General features: G+C 54.5%; 19 protein-coding genes. 14 read left to right on the forward strand and 5 right to left on the reverse strand.

All coding sequences use genetic code 11. The features are described from left to right. The first annotated feature begins 112 nt into the window (after positions 1-112). The 6 genes from TH2_RS12880 (at position 113) to rpmF (ending at position 3,641) form a co-directional block, all read left to right on the forward strand. Positions 113-823, forward strand: a complete 711-nt coding sequence (locus TH2_RS12880; RefSeq protein ID WP_008890874.1) for an alanyl-tRNA editing protein — start codon at positions 113-115, stop codon at positions 821-823. Positions 824-838: 15 nt separating this feature from the next. Then, complete coding sequence (locus TH2_RS12885; protein WP_008890875.1) at positions 839-1,177, forward strand: hypothetical protein; 339 nt, start codon at positions 839-841, stop codon at positions 1,175-1,177. Between the two features lie 139 nt (positions 1,178-1,316). Further along, complete coding sequence (gene sseA, locus TH2_RS12890) at positions 1,317-2,174, forward strand: 3-mercaptopyruvate sulfurtransferase (protein WP_008890876.1); 858 nt, start codon at positions 1,317-1,319, stop codon at positions 2,172-2,174. Between the two features lie 44 nt (positions 2,175-2,218). Then, positions 2,219-2,737, forward strand: a complete 519-nt coding sequence (locus TH2_RS12895; protein WP_008890877.1) for a GNAT family N-acetyltransferase — start codon at positions 2,219-2,221, stop codon at positions 2,735-2,737. Then, the gene (locus tag TH2_RS12900; protein WP_008890878.1) at positions 2,734-3,420 is read left to right on the forward strand and encodes a GNAT family N-acetyltransferase; all 687 of its coding nucleotides are present in this window, start codon (positions 2,734-2,736) and stop codon (positions 3,418-3,420) included. Before TH2_RS12895 ends, TH2_RS12900 begins: the two co-directional genes overlap by 4 nt. A gap of 41 nt (positions 3,421-3,461) precedes the next feature. Then, a complete protein-coding gene (rpmF, locus tag TH2_RS12905) occupies positions 3,462-3,641 on the forward strand; it encodes a 50S ribosomal protein L32 (protein ID WP_007090029.1) in 180 nt (59 codons plus the stop codon). A 129-nt stretch (positions 3,642-3,770) separates the two neighbouring features. On the opposite strand, the gene TH2_RS12910 is transcribed toward rpmF, so the two are convergent. Next, entirely contained in the window at positions 3,771-4,727 is a 957-nt protein-coding gene (locus TH2_RS12910; protein ID WP_008890879.1) for a threonine ammonia-lyase, read from the reverse strand. A 168-nt stretch (positions 4,728-4,895) separates the two neighbouring features. Here TH2_RS12910 and metC point away from each other — a divergent pair, with 168 nt between their 5' ends. Then, entirely contained in the window at positions 4,896-6,080 is a 1,185-nt protein-coding gene (gene metC, locus TH2_RS12915; protein ID WP_008890880.1) for a cystathionine beta-lyase, read from the forward strand. Positions 6,081-6,163: 83 nt separating this feature from the next. Here metC and TH2_RS12920 read toward each other — a convergent pair whose 3' ends face one another. From TH2_RS12920 to TH2_RS12935, 4 genes are all read right to left on the reverse strand, one after another. Beyond that, positions 6,164-6,676, reverse strand: a complete 513-nt coding sequence (locus TH2_RS12920) for a DUF3429 domain-containing protein (RefSeq protein WP_008890881.1) — start codon at positions 6,674-6,676, stop codon at positions 6,164-6,166. Between the two features lie 81 nt (positions 6,677-6,757). Beyond that, the gene (locus TH2_RS12925) at positions 6,758-7,564 is read right to left on the reverse strand and encodes a metal ABC transporter permease (RefSeq protein WP_008890882.1); all 807 of its coding nucleotides are present in this window, start codon (positions 7,562-7,564) and stop codon (positions 6,758-6,760) included. Further along, positions 7,561-8,403, reverse strand: coding sequence for a zinc ABC transporter ATP-binding protein ZnuC (znuC, locus tag TH2_RS12930; protein WP_008890883.1), 843 nt, complete (start codon positions 8,401-8,403; stop codon positions 7,561-7,563). Before znuC ends, TH2_RS12925 begins: the two co-directional genes overlap by 4 nt. Next, positions 8,384-8,860 (reverse strand): Fur family transcriptional regulator, encoded by a 477-nt coding sequence (locus TH2_RS12935; RefSeq protein WP_008890884.1) that lies wholly within the window; start codon positions 8,858-8,860, stop codon positions 8,384-8,386. Before TH2_RS12935 ends, znuC begins: the two co-directional genes overlap by 20 nt. A 151-nt stretch (positions 8,861-9,011) precedes the next feature. Between TH2_RS12935 and hisI the strand changes: the two genes are divergently transcribed. The 7 genes from hisI (at position 9,012) to TH2_RS12970 (ending at position 13,973) form a co-directional block, all read left to right on the forward strand. Continuing rightward, the gene (hisI, locus tag TH2_RS12940; RefSeq protein ID WP_008890885.1) at positions 9,012-9,410 is read left to right on the forward strand and encodes a phosphoribosyl-AMP cyclohydrolase; all 399 of its coding nucleotides are present in this window, start codon (positions 9,012-9,014) and stop codon (positions 9,408-9,410) included. A gap of 40 nt (positions 9,411-9,450) precedes the next feature. Next, positions 9,451-10,584 (forward strand): CobW family GTP-binding protein, encoded by a 1,134-nt coding sequence (locus TH2_RS12945; RefSeq protein ID WP_008890886.1) that lies wholly within the window; start codon positions 9,451-9,453, stop codon positions 10,582-10,584. Positions 10,585-10,920: 336 nt separating this feature from the next. Next, complete coding sequence (locus TH2_RS12950; RefSeq protein ID WP_008890887.1) at positions 10,921-11,751, forward strand: aldo/keto reductase; 831 nt, start codon at positions 10,921-10,923, stop codon at positions 11,749-11,751. Positions 11,752-11,947: 196 nt separating this feature from the next. Beyond that, positions 11,948-12,610 (forward strand): YitT family protein, encoded by a 663-nt coding sequence (locus TH2_RS12955; protein WP_008890888.1) that lies wholly within the window; start codon positions 11,948-11,950, stop codon positions 12,608-12,610. Positions 12,611-12,709: 99 nt separating this feature from the next. Then, a complete protein-coding gene (locus TH2_RS12960) occupies positions 12,710-12,988 on the forward strand; it encodes a type II toxin-antitoxin system RelE/ParE family toxin (RefSeq protein ID WP_008890889.1) in 279 nt (92 codons plus the stop codon). Then, on the forward strand, positions 12,988-13,311 hold the full coding sequence (locus TH2_RS12965; RefSeq protein ID WP_008890890.1) for a HigA family addiction module antitoxin: 324 nt from the start codon (positions 12,988-12,990) through the stop codon (positions 13,309-13,311). The genes TH2_RS12960 and TH2_RS12965 overlap by 1 nt, the downstream gene beginning before the upstream one ends. Further along, entirely contained in the window at positions 13,311-13,973 is a 663-nt protein-coding gene (locus TH2_RS12970; RefSeq protein ID WP_008890891.1) for a hypothetical protein, read from the forward strand. The genes TH2_RS12965 and TH2_RS12970 overlap by 1 nt, the downstream gene beginning before the upstream one ends. The last annotated feature ends 1 nt before the right edge of the window (position 13,974 follow it).

Raw genomic sequence — 13,974 nt, forward strand, 5'->3', positions numbered from 1 at the left:
GCAATCAACCCATTCGCACCAATCCTGCGTGACGAACGGACGCCCCGGCACCAAACGCAGGGCGGTAAAATCAAGAACGCCATCAACCGCCACCAACGGGAGACCAGAAAACATGACACGCCTGATGTTTCGCGAAGACGCCTATGCAAAGAATTGCAACGCCACCGTCACCAGCATTTCGGATCGCGGGATCGAACTTGATCAAACGGTGTTTTACGCAACCGCTGGCGGCCAATCGGGTGATATCGGCACACTAACCCTTGGCGATGGCACGGCCCTTCCCGTCGTTACCACGGTCAAGGATCGCGAAACCGGGCGTATCTTGCACATCATTGCTGATGATCATCCCCTGCCCGCGGTTGGCGATACGATCACAGCCGAACTTGATTGGGACAATCGCCACAAGCTGATGCGCTTTCACACCTGCCTGCATCTTTTGTGTGCCGTCATCGAAGGTGATGTCACGGGTGGCAACATCGCCGCCCACAAGGCGCGGCTGGACTTCAACCTGCCAGAGGTCACACTCGACAAGGATGAAATCAGCGAGAAGCTTAACGAACTGATCGCACGCGATGCCGATGTCTATGACGGGGAAATCTCCGTGGCCGAACTTAAGGCCAATCCGGAACTGGTGCGCACCATGTCGGTACAGCCGCCGATGGACGGACATTCCATCCGGACTGTCACCATCGAAGGGATCGATTTCCAACCCTGTGGCGGCACCCATGTGCGCAAAACCGGCGAGATCGGCAAGGTCATGGTTGCCAAGATCGAAAAGAAAGGCCGTCAGAACCGCCGGATCAATATCGTATTTAACAACTAAGACAGGACCGTTCGCATGGAACAGCCATCACTAGAATTTAACGGTTTCAGAGGGGCGTCACCAGAAGAAGGCTTGTTTCTTGAGTTTGACGTCATAGACCCGAACTTGGGTTTTTGTAGCCCTGACGCGCCTCAACCAGACCGTAAACAAACAACGATTTTAGTGATAGTTGAGCCGGACGCTGTTCTCGAACTATCAAAAGATAGCCTGTTGCCACAGCTCCCCGATGAGGTGACATACCAGCTTTTCAAAGAACCGCTACTCCGCGCTATCTATAACAATCATTGGAACCTGGAGACAGGAACGCCTCTGCAAACAAAGATCATAATCACTAGAAATGACATCATAGGTTAGAGAGTGGTCACTGGCAGATTGCACGCGATCAGTTGCCTGCTTCAAGCTATGCCGTTACAAATTTAAATAGATTCAGGACCAAATTTAAAACAATCCCGGAACCAACCGGAAATCCACCACCGTCAATCGGAGCTTGTCCATGACCAACCCACTTTCCGACGCCCTTGTGTCCACCCAATGGCTTGCGGATCACCTTGATGCACCGGATGTACGCGTCGTCGATGCCAGCTGGTACATGCCAGCCGAAAACAAAAATGCCCGCGACTTCTATGATGCCGAACACATTCCGGGCGCGGTTTTCTTTGATATCGATGATATCGCCGCCGATGACAGCGCCCCGCTGCCGCACATGATGCCCGATGCGATCAAGTTTTCCGCCAAGGTCCGCAAACTCGGCCTCGGCGATGGTGTCCGTGTGGTTGTCTATAGCCAGAAGGGTTCCGCCCTTGCCGCCTGCCGTGCATGGTGGATGCTGCGCCATTTCGGCCATCATGATGTCGTCGTGCTTGATGGCGGCCTGCCAAAATGGATCGCCGAGGGACGCCCGGTCACCGACGCACCTACCCCGCCGCGCGAACGCCACTTTACCGCACGCGCCAACAGCTTTTTGCTGCGTGAATATGATCAGGTTCTCTCGAACGTCAAAACCAAACGCGAACAGCTGGTGGATGCCCGCGCGGGCGAACGCTTCCGCGGTGAAGTTGACGATCCTTGGGGCAAATCTGGCCACGTTCCCGGCTCCTACAACCTGCCCTTTACCGAACTTCTGAACTCAGATGGCACGTTTAAGTCGGCGGATGAAATCAAGGCCGCGTTCGACGCAGCAGGTGTCGACCTTAACAAACCGATTGTTGCAAGTTGCGGTTCGGGCGTTACCGCCTGTGTTCTTGCCATGGGGGCCTATATTTCCGGCCACAAACAGGTCGCGGTCTATGACGGATCCTGGGCGGAATGGGCCACCACGGAAGACAGCCCGGTTGATACCGGCCCGGCCTGAAAATCCGGCCCCGTCCGTATCACACATTTAAAATGAGAAACCCGATGCCCGCCCCATCCCCGTTCGGTTCGGATATGACCAACCATACCGCCGATGGCGCGGGCATCAGACTTGAACAGCTTAAAGCGCCCTCAAACGACGACATTGCCGCCATCACCCGCCTTTGGATTGCAACCGGCCTGATCCCGGCAATCCGTGATACAAGGCAGGATATCGAAAACTGTATTGCGGCCGATAATGGCAGCCTGATTGTCGCGCGCATGCCAATTGATCAGCGAATCTTTGCCACCATGATGACCGGCCATGACACTGTCTTTGGCTGGATTCATTATCTGGCGATCGCCAAGCACGCCCAAGGCAGTGGCATTGGCCGCGAACTGGTAAGTTTGGCCGAGGATATCCTGCGTCTTTCGGGCTTAAGTGAAATTCGGGTCACAATTGAAAATGCCGCAGCGGGTGATTTTTACGCCAAACTCGGCTATGACTTTATAGCAAGCGTCACCGATCAGGCTGATCCTGATCCGCACCAAAACAAGATAATGCGCAAGAGTTTAGACCAATGACCCCATCCAATCCGCGCAAGCTGGAAGTTGTCGTCAGCTTCCTTGAAATGCAAAGCCCGCCCGAACGCGCACCGGCCATCGTCCCACCCGGCAAGGTCGCGATCATCCGGGCTGAAAACCCGACCCTGTCATTTTATCGCTACCTATATAATACGGTCGGCGAACCATGGCTGTGGTGGCAACGCCGCCTGATGAGCGACGAAGAACTCTCTGCGATCCTCGCCAAGCCGGAAACACATGTTTATGTGCTTTATGTTGCTGGCGTTCCGGCGGGCTTTGCCGAGCTTGATCTGACGGATTTTGAATCGGATAACGTCATTGATCTGCACTATATGGGCCTGATGCCGGAATTCATCGGCAAGGGCTTTGGCAAATACCTGCTGGATTGGGCGATTGATACCGCCTGGAGCTTCAAGCCCACCCGTATCACGGTCAATACCTGCACGCTTGATCATCCAAGTGCACTTGGGGCTTACCAAAAGGCAGGATTTGCTATATATGATCGCCGAACCGATATTGTTGATGATCCGCGCGACACAGGACTGATCCCGCATATCGATCACCATGTCGATCATGATGGTCATCCCGCGAGAGATACACCTGATCGCGAAAGTGATCCGAAAAATGCAAATAATGCAGATTCCGACACTTTGATCGTTGACTTTCCCGACCGCGCACGGTAACAAGCGCGCCTGAGTTTACCCAAGCCAGAGGATGATGACCCATGGCAGTGCCAAAGAAAAAAGTGACCAAGTCCCGTCAGGGCATGCGTCGCTCGCATGACAAGCTCGCCAAGGGCTCGTACCGCGAAGACAAAGAGACCGGCGAACTGCATCGCCCGCACCACATTGACCCGAACACCGGTATGTACCGTGGTCGTCAGGTGGTCGAGCCGAAGATGTAATTCCGCACCGGAGAGCTTTTTGCTCTTTGGCGGTTTGCGACGCTATATATTTCCGCGCCAGTCCTATCGGACTGGCGTCTGGTTTAAAAAGGGATGAAACCGTTTGGTTTCATCCCTTTTTATTTATCCCTACTCAAAACCATCCATACCGGTTCCGCACACAATCACCCCGACCCGCCCAGGATTTGGATCGCCCAGGCGATCATTCATAACAGCCGCAATACCGGCGGCGGCCGAAAGTTCGACCGAAATGCCGAACTCCTTCCAAAGCCACTTGGCAGATTTTTGCATTTCCTCGTCACTGACCAGTGCGATGCGATCCACATTCCCGCCAATCAGATCGACATTAAGTGCCGATGACTGACGCGGTGCCAGACTGGTGGCGGCTGTATTCACGCTGGGCAAAGTCGCGACCTCGTTGGCCTTAAGGCTTTCAAACAGGGTTGCCGCCCCGGTCGGCTCCACACCGATCACCCGGATCGATGGGCGCAACAAGCGTGCGGCTGTCGCCACACCGGCAATCAGTCCACCACCACCAATCGCAACGACCAGCGTATCAAGGTCGGGTTGCTGTTCTAAAAGCTCAAGCGCGATGGTTCCCTGCCCGGCAATCACCTTGGGGTCGGCGAACGGGTGGATATAGGCCATACCGCTTTCATGTGCGTGCCCCATCGCGGCACGGTTGGCGTCATCCCAAACGGCCCCGATCAACGCCACATCAACACCCTGCGCGCGCAGTTTTTTGACTTTGGGCTGTGGTGTATTGGTCGGCAGGAAGATTTTCACCGGTACACCCAGTGTGCGGGCCGCATTGATCACACCCAAGCCATGGTTGCCACCCGATGCGGTGCACAGCCCGGCAGAGCGTTGTTCCGGTTCAAGGGCCAGTGCGGCATTCATCGCCCCGCGTGCCTTAAAGGACCCGCTGACCTGCATGTTTTCAAGTTTCAGGAATATCTCGGGGATGCGATCACGCGCGACAAAGCCCGATGTATCGCCAAAATTGCTGGCCTCAAACACCGGGGTCAGGCGCATATGGTCCGATATCGCCTTGCGCGCAGTGCGAAAATCCTGAAGTTCAATCACGGGGCCCCCTTGCTGTATTCTGTGTCATTCGGTGCTGTTATCGCCTGTAAAAAATAGCCTGATATCAGGCATTAACAATGGCTTTGACGCAAAAAGCCTTGAACGGCCGCCGCCAAGGTGGTTTGTCTTTGAGGCATAAGACGTCGCGCCCAAGGAGAACCGCCTGTTATGTCATCGCAAAGCCCCAAACATACCGCAACCAAACTGGTCCATGCCGGTCGCCGTTCCAGCCAGTATCACGGCGTGGTCAACCCGCCGGTTCTGCATGCCTCGACCATCCTGTTTGACAGCCTGGCAGAACTTGAAAAGGCTGGCGCCTCGGTCCCCGGAAAAACGACCTATGGCCGCCACGGAACGCCGACGCGCTTTTTGCTGGAAGAAGCCGTTGCCGAACTTGAAGGTGGCTATGGCACGCTATGCGTTTCATCGGGCGTTTCGGCCATCACCAATGCGATCCTCGCCTTTGTGAAGCCCGGCGATCACATCCTGATCACCGACAGCACCTATTTCCCGACTCGCAACCTGTGCAATACGTTCCTCAAAAAGTTCGGGGTCGAGACGGAATATTATGATCCGGCGATTGGCGGCGACATTCCCGGCCTTATTCGCGATAACACCGCCCTTGTCTGGTGCGAAAGCCCGGGGTCACTGACCTTTGAAATGCAGGATATCCCGGCAATCGCCAAGGCCGCGCACGCGCGCAATGTAAAGGTGATGCTTGATAACACCTGGGCTTCCCCGATCCTGTGCCGTCCGTTTGAATTGGGTGTTGATGTTTCGGTTCAGGCGGGCACCAAATACATTGTCGGTCATTCCGACGTCATGCTGGGCACCATCACGACCGCGACTGAGGAAGACCTTCTGACCATCAAGAAGCAGGTCCTGATTTCCGGTGATGCAGTTGGGCCAGATGATTGCTATTTGGCCCAGCGCGGGCTTCGCACCCTTGCTGTGCGTCTTAAACAGCATCATGAAAGCGGCCTTAAGGTCGCAAAATGGTTGCAAACCCGCCCGGAAGTCAAACGCGTGATACATCCGGGCCTCCCCGATGATCCGGGACACGCCATCTGGAAACGCGATTTCACCGGTGCCTGCGGTCTGTTTTCCTTTGTCATGCAGCCGGTCGAAAAGGCGCAGCTCGCCAATATGGTCGATCATATGGAGCTGTTTGGCATGGGCTTTAGCTGGGGCGGCTTTGAAAGCCTGATCTTGCCGTCCGATCCGGCCAAAATCCGCACTGCCACCAAATGGGACGAAGATGGCCAACTGGTCCGGCTCCATATCGGCCTTGAAGACCCCGATGATCTGATCGCCGATCTTGAAGCCGGGTTTGATCGGCTGAAAACGGCCTAAATCCGAAAAGCACACCCGAAAATGACAAAGGGCGCTGAACTTTCAGCGCCCTTTTCAGTTCAAACCTTTAAACCTTCGTGGCCTTAGAGCCACGCAAACAAAAGCGATGCAATCACAATCACCGACAGGATGACGCGCAAGTTGCCATACCATGATGGAAACTGCTCGCTTTTGACGGTCTGCAAATCGATCAACAGCATGGCCGCAAAGCTTGCTGCCAGAACAGGCAACCCAATCGCCAGCGGCACAAGCAGTGTCAACCATCCGATAAGCGACGGCACCACACTGATGCCAAGCGCAACCCACAGGAACTTGTCGGCAACGGCCCCCTGATCAAAGGCCTTGATCGCCCTTCCCCAATGCACACCACCCAGAAATGACAAAATCACCGCGCCATAGGCGACAAGGGTGAAATAGGCCAAGGATTGATGCGCACCCGATAAGAATGCGCCGCCAATCGACAAGCCAACAAACGGGATCGCACCACTTAGCCCGAACCAACGTGCGGGCACCGGGATGGATGTAAAGAAAGGCGCACCTTCCCGCGAGCCCGAAGCGGATGCTGGATTACGATTTATTGATGAATGCTGCGGCACGCCGATATCCTTTCACGCGGTTCTATCTGCGCTTTACGGAATCGGGTGCCGGGCTGATCACCGCGTTTGCGGCGATAACGTTTAGCTACCTGCAAAGTGGCGCTTGGCACTCATCACAATGCCGCTGGCAACAAAGATCGCCGCGGCTGAAATCACGATGCTGGGCCCGGCTGGCGTATCAACATGCCAGGACAGGGAAAGACCCGCCAGAACCGACGCCGCGCCAAACAGCCCCGCACCAATCGCCATCTGTTCAGGTGTGCGGGCAAAGAAACGCGCACTTGCGGCTGGCACGATCAAAAGGGCTGTAATCAGCAAAACCCCGACAATCTTGATCGCCATACCGATCACAAGCGCCATCAGAAGCATGAAGATCAAACGCAGACGTTCGACCGGGATGCTTTCGGCCGCGGCAATTTCCGGGCTGACTGTCAGCGCAAGCAACGGCCGCCACATCCATGCAAGGATGCCAAGTGCAAAGGCGCCGCCAACCGCCAAAAGCAAGATATCCCCGGTATTGACCGCCAGAATATCGCCAAACAGATAAGCCATCAGATCAACAGCCACCCCTTGCACAAAGGCAAGCGCGACCATGCCCAGTGCCAGCGTGGAATGCGCCAGCATGCCCAGCACCGTATCACTGCCAATCCGCGATTGCCGCTGCCCATAAGCCAGAATAAGGGCAGCCGCCAGACAAGTCGCGATCATGCCGATCCGCACATCGACCCCGATCAGAAGACCAAGCGCCACCCCCAGCAATGCCGTATGCGCCAGCATGTCGCCAAAGAACGCCATGCGTCGCCAGACGATAAAGGCGCCAAACGGTCCACAGACAATGGCCAGCAAAACACCGCCCAAAACGGCGCGAAACAGGAAATCGTCCATCATTGGTTTGTTCCCGCCCCTTCTTTGACGGCATTATTGTGATCATGCGCGTGATCATCTGCGTGATGGTGATGCGCATGGTCATGCGAATGATCGTGACCACATCCGCCAACAACATGCCCCGACAGATCATGTTCGTGATCATGTTCGTGGTGATAAATGCCGATCGCATCGGCCTCGCGCACACCAAACAAGGACCGGTATTCCGGATGCTGGCGCACGGTTTCGGGAATGCCTGAACAACAGACATGGCGATTGAAGCAGACCACCTGATCGGTCTTGGCCATCACCAGATGCAGGTCATGTGAAATCATCAGAACGGCGCAATCAAGTTCACGGCGGATCTCGTCAATCAGGCGATAAAGCTCCGCCTGCCCGGAAACATCGACGCCCTGCGTCGGCTCATCGAGCACCAGCAAATGCGGGCGCAGCAAAAGGGTGCGGGCCAGCATCACACGCTGCGTCTCGCCACCTGAAAGCTGGCTCATCTGCGCGTCAATCACATGCCCTGCCCCGACCTGCGCCAGAACGCCTTCGCAATCCGCCCGGCTCACGGACCGGGTCAGGCTCAGAAACCGCTTCACCGTCATCGGCAAAACCTGATCAATGGCAAGCTTTTGCGGCACATAGCCAATCGTAAGCCCGCGTTTGCGCACGACCTCGCCACTATCGGCTTTCTGCAAGCCCAGAAGCGTCTTGACCAATGTGGATTTGCCAGCACCATTTGGCCCGATCAGGGTAATGATCTCGCCCGGATGGATGGCAAGCGATACCTGATCAAGCACCCGCTCATTGCCAAAGGACAGAACAAGGTCACGGCCTTCAATGAGTGGCGCAGTCATGGCACAGCCCCTTGATCTCGACCGTGGTCGCCTGAATGGTAAAACCGACACTGCGGGCTGCCTTGCGCACCGCGTTGCTCATGTCTTCGTTGACCGCCTCGGCCACGCGCCCGCAATCAGTACAGATGAAATACTGCCCCAAATGTTCGCAATCAGGCCGGTCACAGCCGAAATAGGCATTAAGCGACTCAATTCTGTGCACCAGACCAAGCTCGGTCAGGAATTCCAGCGCGCGATAAACCGTCGGTGGCTGCACCCGCTGCCCTTCGGCGGTCAGCGCATCCAGCAGCTCATAGGCCGTCACCGCCTTATGCGATTGCCAGATAAGGGTAAAGACCTTGCGGCGCATGTCGGTAAAACGCGCATTTTCGCTGTCACAGACTTTCTCTGCCTGCGCAAGTGCGCTATGCACACATCTGTCGTGATCATGGCCCTTTTTCGGGAAAAGATCGCTCATAGCTGAATATCTCGTATCGACGGCCATCTGGTTTCGGCGGTTTCGGCCCAACCGATTTCAAAAAGCCGTGGCATCTGATGAAATGTTATAATATATCATTTTCTGACGCGCCGAACGTCAAAAGTCAACCACCATCGACCGGAGCTTCCCCATGACGGGCTCAAATGCACTGATTGCCGACAAACTGAAATTCAACGAAAACGGCCTGATCCCGGCAATCGCCCAGCAACATGACAGCGGCGAAGTCCTGATGATGGCGTGGATGAACCGCGATGCCGTGCTTGAAACACTTGAAACCGGCCGGGTGTGTTATTTCTCGCGCTCTCGCGGGAAACTCTGGCGCAAGGGCGAAAGCTCCGGCCAGGTGCAGAAACTTGTCGATTTTCGCTATGACTGCGACATGGACACCATTCTGGTCGAGGTCGATCAGATTGGCGTTGCCTGTCACACCGGGCGGCGCAACTGTTTCTATTTCGCCGCACGTGATGGCAAGGAAGTCGTGATTTCCGAACCGGAAGTTTCGGCCGAAGAGCTTTACGGCAAGAAATAAGCCCCAAATCCCACGCCCAGCGCAAAAGACCTGATTGATCATGGCCCTTTCCAACGAACATTTTGACCGCATCGCCACCACCGTCATCACCGGCTTTCTTGGCAGTGGCAAGACCACGCTTTTGAATGCCCTGCTGACACAGGATGGCATGGATAAGACGGCCGTGCTGATTAACGAGTTCGGCGAAATCGGGCTCGATCATCTTCTGGTGCGCGAAGTGTCCGAAGATGTGGTATTGCTAAATTCCGGCTGCATTTGCTGCTCGGTGCGCGGTGATCTGATTTCGGGCCTGCGCGATTTGTTTGTCAAACGCACGCGCGGTGAAATCCCGGAATTTGATCGGGTGATCATTGAAACCACCGGCCTTGCCGACCCGGCCCCGATCCTGCACACCCTGATGACCGACCCGCTTCTGACCACCAAGTTCCGCCTTGATAGCGTGGTGACCACCGTCGATGCCATCCACGGCGCAGGCCAACTTGATAACCATCCCGAAAGCGTCAAGCAGACGGCCGTTGCCGACCGCATCCTGATGACCAAGGCCGATCTGGCCGATGAGGCAACGCGCACAGCCCTTGAAACCCGCCTGCGCGCCCTTAACCCGGCCGCCCCGATCTATCCGGTGGTCAATGGCGACATTGCGGTTTCAAAGCTGTTTAATGCCGGGCTGTATGATCCGACAACCAAAAGCATGGATGTGCAGAAATGGCTGCGCGACGAAGCCTATGAACAGCATGGTGATGCGCATAACCATCATCATGACGATCACGGGCATCATGACCATCATGATCATTCGCACGACCACCATGATCACAGCCATGACGTCAACCGCCATGATGACCACATCCGGTCATTTTGCATTACCTTTGACGAACCGATCCATTGGGATGCCTTTGTCACCTGGGCCGAAATCTTTACCCAGATGCGCGGCGAAAGCCTTTTGCGCGTAAAGGGCATCCTTAATCTGGTCGGTGAAGATGCGCCTGTCGCCATTCACGCCGTGCAGCATGTTTTCCACCCGCCGGCATCCCTGCCCGCATGGCCAAGTGATGATCACCGGTCCAAGATCGTCTTCATCACCAAGGATCTTGGGCCCCAGGTGATCCGTGAATCGCTTTATCACCTGAATGCCGCGGTCAGCGAAACCAATGATGGCAATACGGTCAAAGAATAATCGACTGCGTTTGAGCCACATCAAGGATCATTACCCGTGATTGCGGCAATCTCGTCCTTGGCTTGATACAGCCTCACTCTAAGTCCTGAACTTCGGGCGACCCATTAATTTGGTCGCCCTTTTTCTTTGCCTGAAAATCCCCACCCGCACACGGGACAACCCCGGGCCTCTCGCCAATTGCACAGCCTGTACCATCCTGATGTACAGGTTGCGATCGGCGACATGCGCACTAAATCTGGCGCAAATCGGGCAAACTGACACCGGATCGTCATTTGCACATGACACCGCGAAGACCCAAAATCACAACAATCAAACGAAACAAGGGGGTACACCAGTATGATTTACCGGAACTGGCAGGACACTAAAATCCCGGCCCTTGGCTTTGGGACGTACGAGCTCAATAACGATGAAGCGTCGAAAATGATCGCTGAGGCCGCCAAGATCGGCTATCGCCATTTCGATACCGCCCAGATGTATCACAACGAACAGGGCGTTGGTCAGGGCCTGAAAAACTCCGGCCTCGCGCGCGATGACTACTTCCTGACCACCAAGGTCTGGTACGACAAATTCCAAAGCGGTGATTTGCAGACCTCCGTGGTCGAAAGCCTGCGCAAGCTTGATCTGGACCATGTTGATCTGCTGCTGCTGCACTGGCCCAATGATGACGTGCCGCTTGAAGAAACCATGGCTGCCTTGAACGAGGTCAAAAACCTCGGCATGACGCGCCTGATCGGGATTTCAAACTTCCCGACCGCCCTGATTGATCAGGCCGTGTCACTGACCGATGCGCCGCTGACGGTCAATCAGGTCGAATATCACCCCTATCTTGACCAGTCCAAGGTGCTCGAAAGTGTGCGCGCACACAACATGCTGCTGACGGCCTATTGCCCGATTGCGCGTGGCAATGTCATGAAGGACGCAACACTTAAGGCCATCGGTGAAAAATACGGCAAGTCGCCCGTGCAGGTAACCCTGCGCTGGTTGCTGCAACAAGAAAGCGTCATGGCGATCCCGAAATCGGGTTCCCCCAAAAATGCCGCGGCCAATTTCGATATCTTTGATTTCGAGCTGTCTGAAAACGACATGGAAGCAATCCATGATCTTGCCAATCCAAACGGTCGCCTGATTGATCCGTCCTTCGCCCCGGAATGGGACAAGGCCGCCTGATCACCATCTGGCGTAACAGCGGACTGACATACAAAATTACCAAGACCGGCTTGCTTTAAGCCGGTCTTTTGCGTTTGGCGACACCGTTACATCAAAAACACGCGATTTACGCCGCGATCTTGCCCACCGCTTGTTTCGCACCTGCGAAAAGCGTATTTTAATTCAATCTAATCAACCAACTGGCAGCACACCGCTTATGAGCACCGTAAACACCAACGATAAAACCGACCCGGCCGCAACCAGCGAAACACCCAAAAAGGACGATATCGCCCATCGCCCGTATGAGGATGTGCTGGCCCTGCTGCTGGGCACCATGGTGGTGTCGCTTGGTGTCACGCTATATAGCGAAAGCATCCTTGTCACCGGCAGTACCGCCGGCGCTGCCCTTCTGATTGAACATGCCACCGGGCTGTCGTTTGGCGTGATCTTCTTTGTGATCAACCTGCCGTTTTACTGGCTGGCTTTCAAACGCATGGGCAAGGCCTTCACCATCAAGACCTTCATCGCCGTTGGTCTGGTCTCGGCCTTCTCGAAACTGACTCCGATGCTGGTAGAATTCAACACGCTCAACCCGATCTATGCCGCGGTTGCCGGGGGTGCGTTGATGGGGATTGGCCTGCTCATGCTGTTTCGCCATCGCGCCGGCCTTGGCGGGGTCAATATCCTCGCCCTGTACCTTCAGGAAAACTTCAACATCCGCGCAGGCTATTTCCAGCTCGCGGTCGACATGGCGATCCTCGTCTGCGCCTTCCTGACCCTGCCCTTTGACAAGGTCCTGCTCTCGATCCTGGGCGCTGTCATCCTCAATCTGATCATTGCTCTCAATCATCGTCCGGGGCGGTATTTCACGGCACGGTAATTAAGTCTCTTTACCATATCGGTAAATCAAACTGGACAGGATCGGCATTTTGGATTACCATTTTGGTAATCTTATAGTGCTTCCTACAAAGGAACTGATTTGCCAATCAAGGATATTAAACACAAAGGATTGCGTGAACTGTTTGAACAGGGCCAATCGCGGCATGTCGACAAACGGTTTCAGAAAAACTCCCTTCTGATCCTTGATCATCTTGATGCGATTTCAGATTTGGCAGACTGCATGGGCGTCAGGAAATTTCATCCCCTGATCGGCAAACGGGCCGGACAATACGCCATGAGCGTTTCGGGAAACTGGCGCATAACCTTTACATGGAATGGCAAGGATATCGTGATCCTTGACTTGGAGGATTATCACTGATGGATACGAACCGCCCTATTCGCCGTAACCGCAGGCCAACCGCCCCCGGCGAGATCTTGCGTGAACACTACCTTATGCCACGTAAAATCCTGCAAAAAGATTTCGCCTGCGATATCGAGATCAGCGAAAAACATCTAAGCCGCATGATCAACGGACATGTGCGTATTGATGCATCTCTCGCTGCCCGCATTGCCAAAGTATTGGGAACAACGACTGCCTTCTGGGTCAACCTGCAGGCAGCGGTCGACGCATGGGATGGTGAACAAGCGGAAGCAAACTGGCAGCCGCAAACAACATATCCACCGGAGCGCGCAGCAAGCTGATGGCTAAAATAAAGCACTGGTGGCCCCTTCCGGTATCACTGCTTGCAACAGGTTTACTGGTCAGTGCTGCATTGTGGATTGATCTACAGTGCACCCCAATATCGACAAAACTCTGTCTTGCTTGGAATAAATTCAACTGGGAAACAGTGCTAGCAGGCACAATTGGCTTGCTAGGTGGATTGTTTGTAATAACCTCCACCCGTATAATGATAGAAAATCAACGCACTCAATCAATACAAACGGCAATAGACAGGGAAATATTTGTTTACTTGGATATTGTTGCGGAAAGTCGACGTTACCTAGAAATTTTGAGAATCGCAATAAACACAGTGAGATCGGAAGAAGATGAAATTGGGATCACTGAAAGCGAGAATATTAATCGCATAATTGAGAACAAACAAAATCTCAGAACCATCGAGAAGTATCGACACCATCTCGATCACCACATCAATGAAAATCTTGACGTTCCACCTTCTATCGCAACTGAACTTGAAGAACTAGTTGACTATATGGGGATGTTTGATGACCTCACTGGGCACCCCAATGAATCCCTGATAGCGAAAACATTTGAGATGCACATCACCAACTTTGAAAACGCGGTTGACCGATACAGGCAGCGCCTAATCGAAACGAGAACACGCTTAAATCCGCACAAAATCTAGG

It is taken from the genome of Thalassospira profundimaris WP0211, from assembly GCF_000300275.1.
Taxonomy (GTDB): domain Bacteria; phylum Pseudomonadota; class Alphaproteobacteria; order Rhodospirillales; family Thalassospiraceae; genus Thalassospira; species Thalassospira profundimaris.

Bases quoted from the DNA above. Each gene is read 5' to 3' on its own strand.
- metC (WP_008890880.1), top strand. From the start codon at position 4,896: ATGTCATCGCAAAGCCCCAAACATACCGCAACCAAACTGGTCCATGCC.
- TH2_RS12950 (WP_008890887.1), top strand. From the start codon at position 10,921: ATGATTTACCGGAACTGGCAGGACACTAAAATCCCGGCCCTTGGCTTT.
- TH2_RS12945 (WP_008890886.1), top strand. From the start codon at position 9,451: ATGGCCCTTTCCAACGAACATTTTGACCGCATCGCCACCACCGTCATC.
- TH2_RS12955 (WP_008890888.1), top strand. From the start codon at position 11,948: ATGAGCACCGTAAACACCAACGATAAAACCGACCCGGCCGCAACCAGC.
- sseA (WP_008890876.1), top strand. From the start codon at position 1,317: ATGACCAACCCACTTTCCGACGCCCTTGTGTCCACCCAATGGCTTGCG.
- TH2_RS12885 (WP_008890875.1), top strand. From the start codon at position 839: ATGGAACAGCCATCACTAGAATTTAACGGTTTCAGAGGGGCGTCACCA.
- TH2_RS12900 (WP_008890878.1), top strand. From the start codon at position 2,734: ATGACCCCATCCAATCCGCGCAAGCTGGAAGTTGTCGTCAGCTTCCTT.
- znuC (WP_008890883.1), bottom strand. From the start codon at position 8,403: ATGACTGCGCCACTCATTGAAGGCCGTGACCTTGTTCTGTCCTTTGGC.
- TH2_RS12895 (WP_008890877.1), top strand. From the start codon at position 2,219: ATGCCCGCCCCATCCCCGTTCGGTTCGGATATGACCAACCATACCGCC.
- TH2_RS12965 (WP_008890890.1), top strand. From the start codon at position 12,988: ATGGATACGAACCGCCCTATTCGCCGTAACCGCAGGCCAACCGCCCCC.
- TH2_RS12880 (WP_008890874.1), top strand. From the start codon at position 113: ATGACACGCCTGATGTTTCGCGAAGACGCCTATGCAAAGAATTGCAAC.
- TH2_RS12925 (WP_008890882.1), bottom strand. From the start codon at position 7,564: ATGATGGACGATTTCCTGTTTCGCGCCGTTTTGGGCGGTGTTTTGCTG.
- TH2_RS12935 (WP_008890884.1), bottom strand. From the start codon at position 8,860: ATGAGCGATCTTTTCCCGAAAAAGGGCCATGATCACGACAGATGTGTG.
- rpmF (WP_007090029.1), top strand. From the start codon at position 3,462: ATGGCAGTGCCAAAGAAAAAAGTGACCAAGTCCCGTCAGGGCATGCGT.
- TH2_RS12970 (WP_008890891.1), top strand. From the start codon at position 13,311: ATGGCTAAAATAAAGCACTGGTGGCCCCTTCCGGTATCACTGCTTGCA.
- hisI (WP_008890885.1), top strand. From the start codon at position 9,012: ATGACGGGCTCAAATGCACTGATTGCCGACAAACTGAAATTCAACGAA.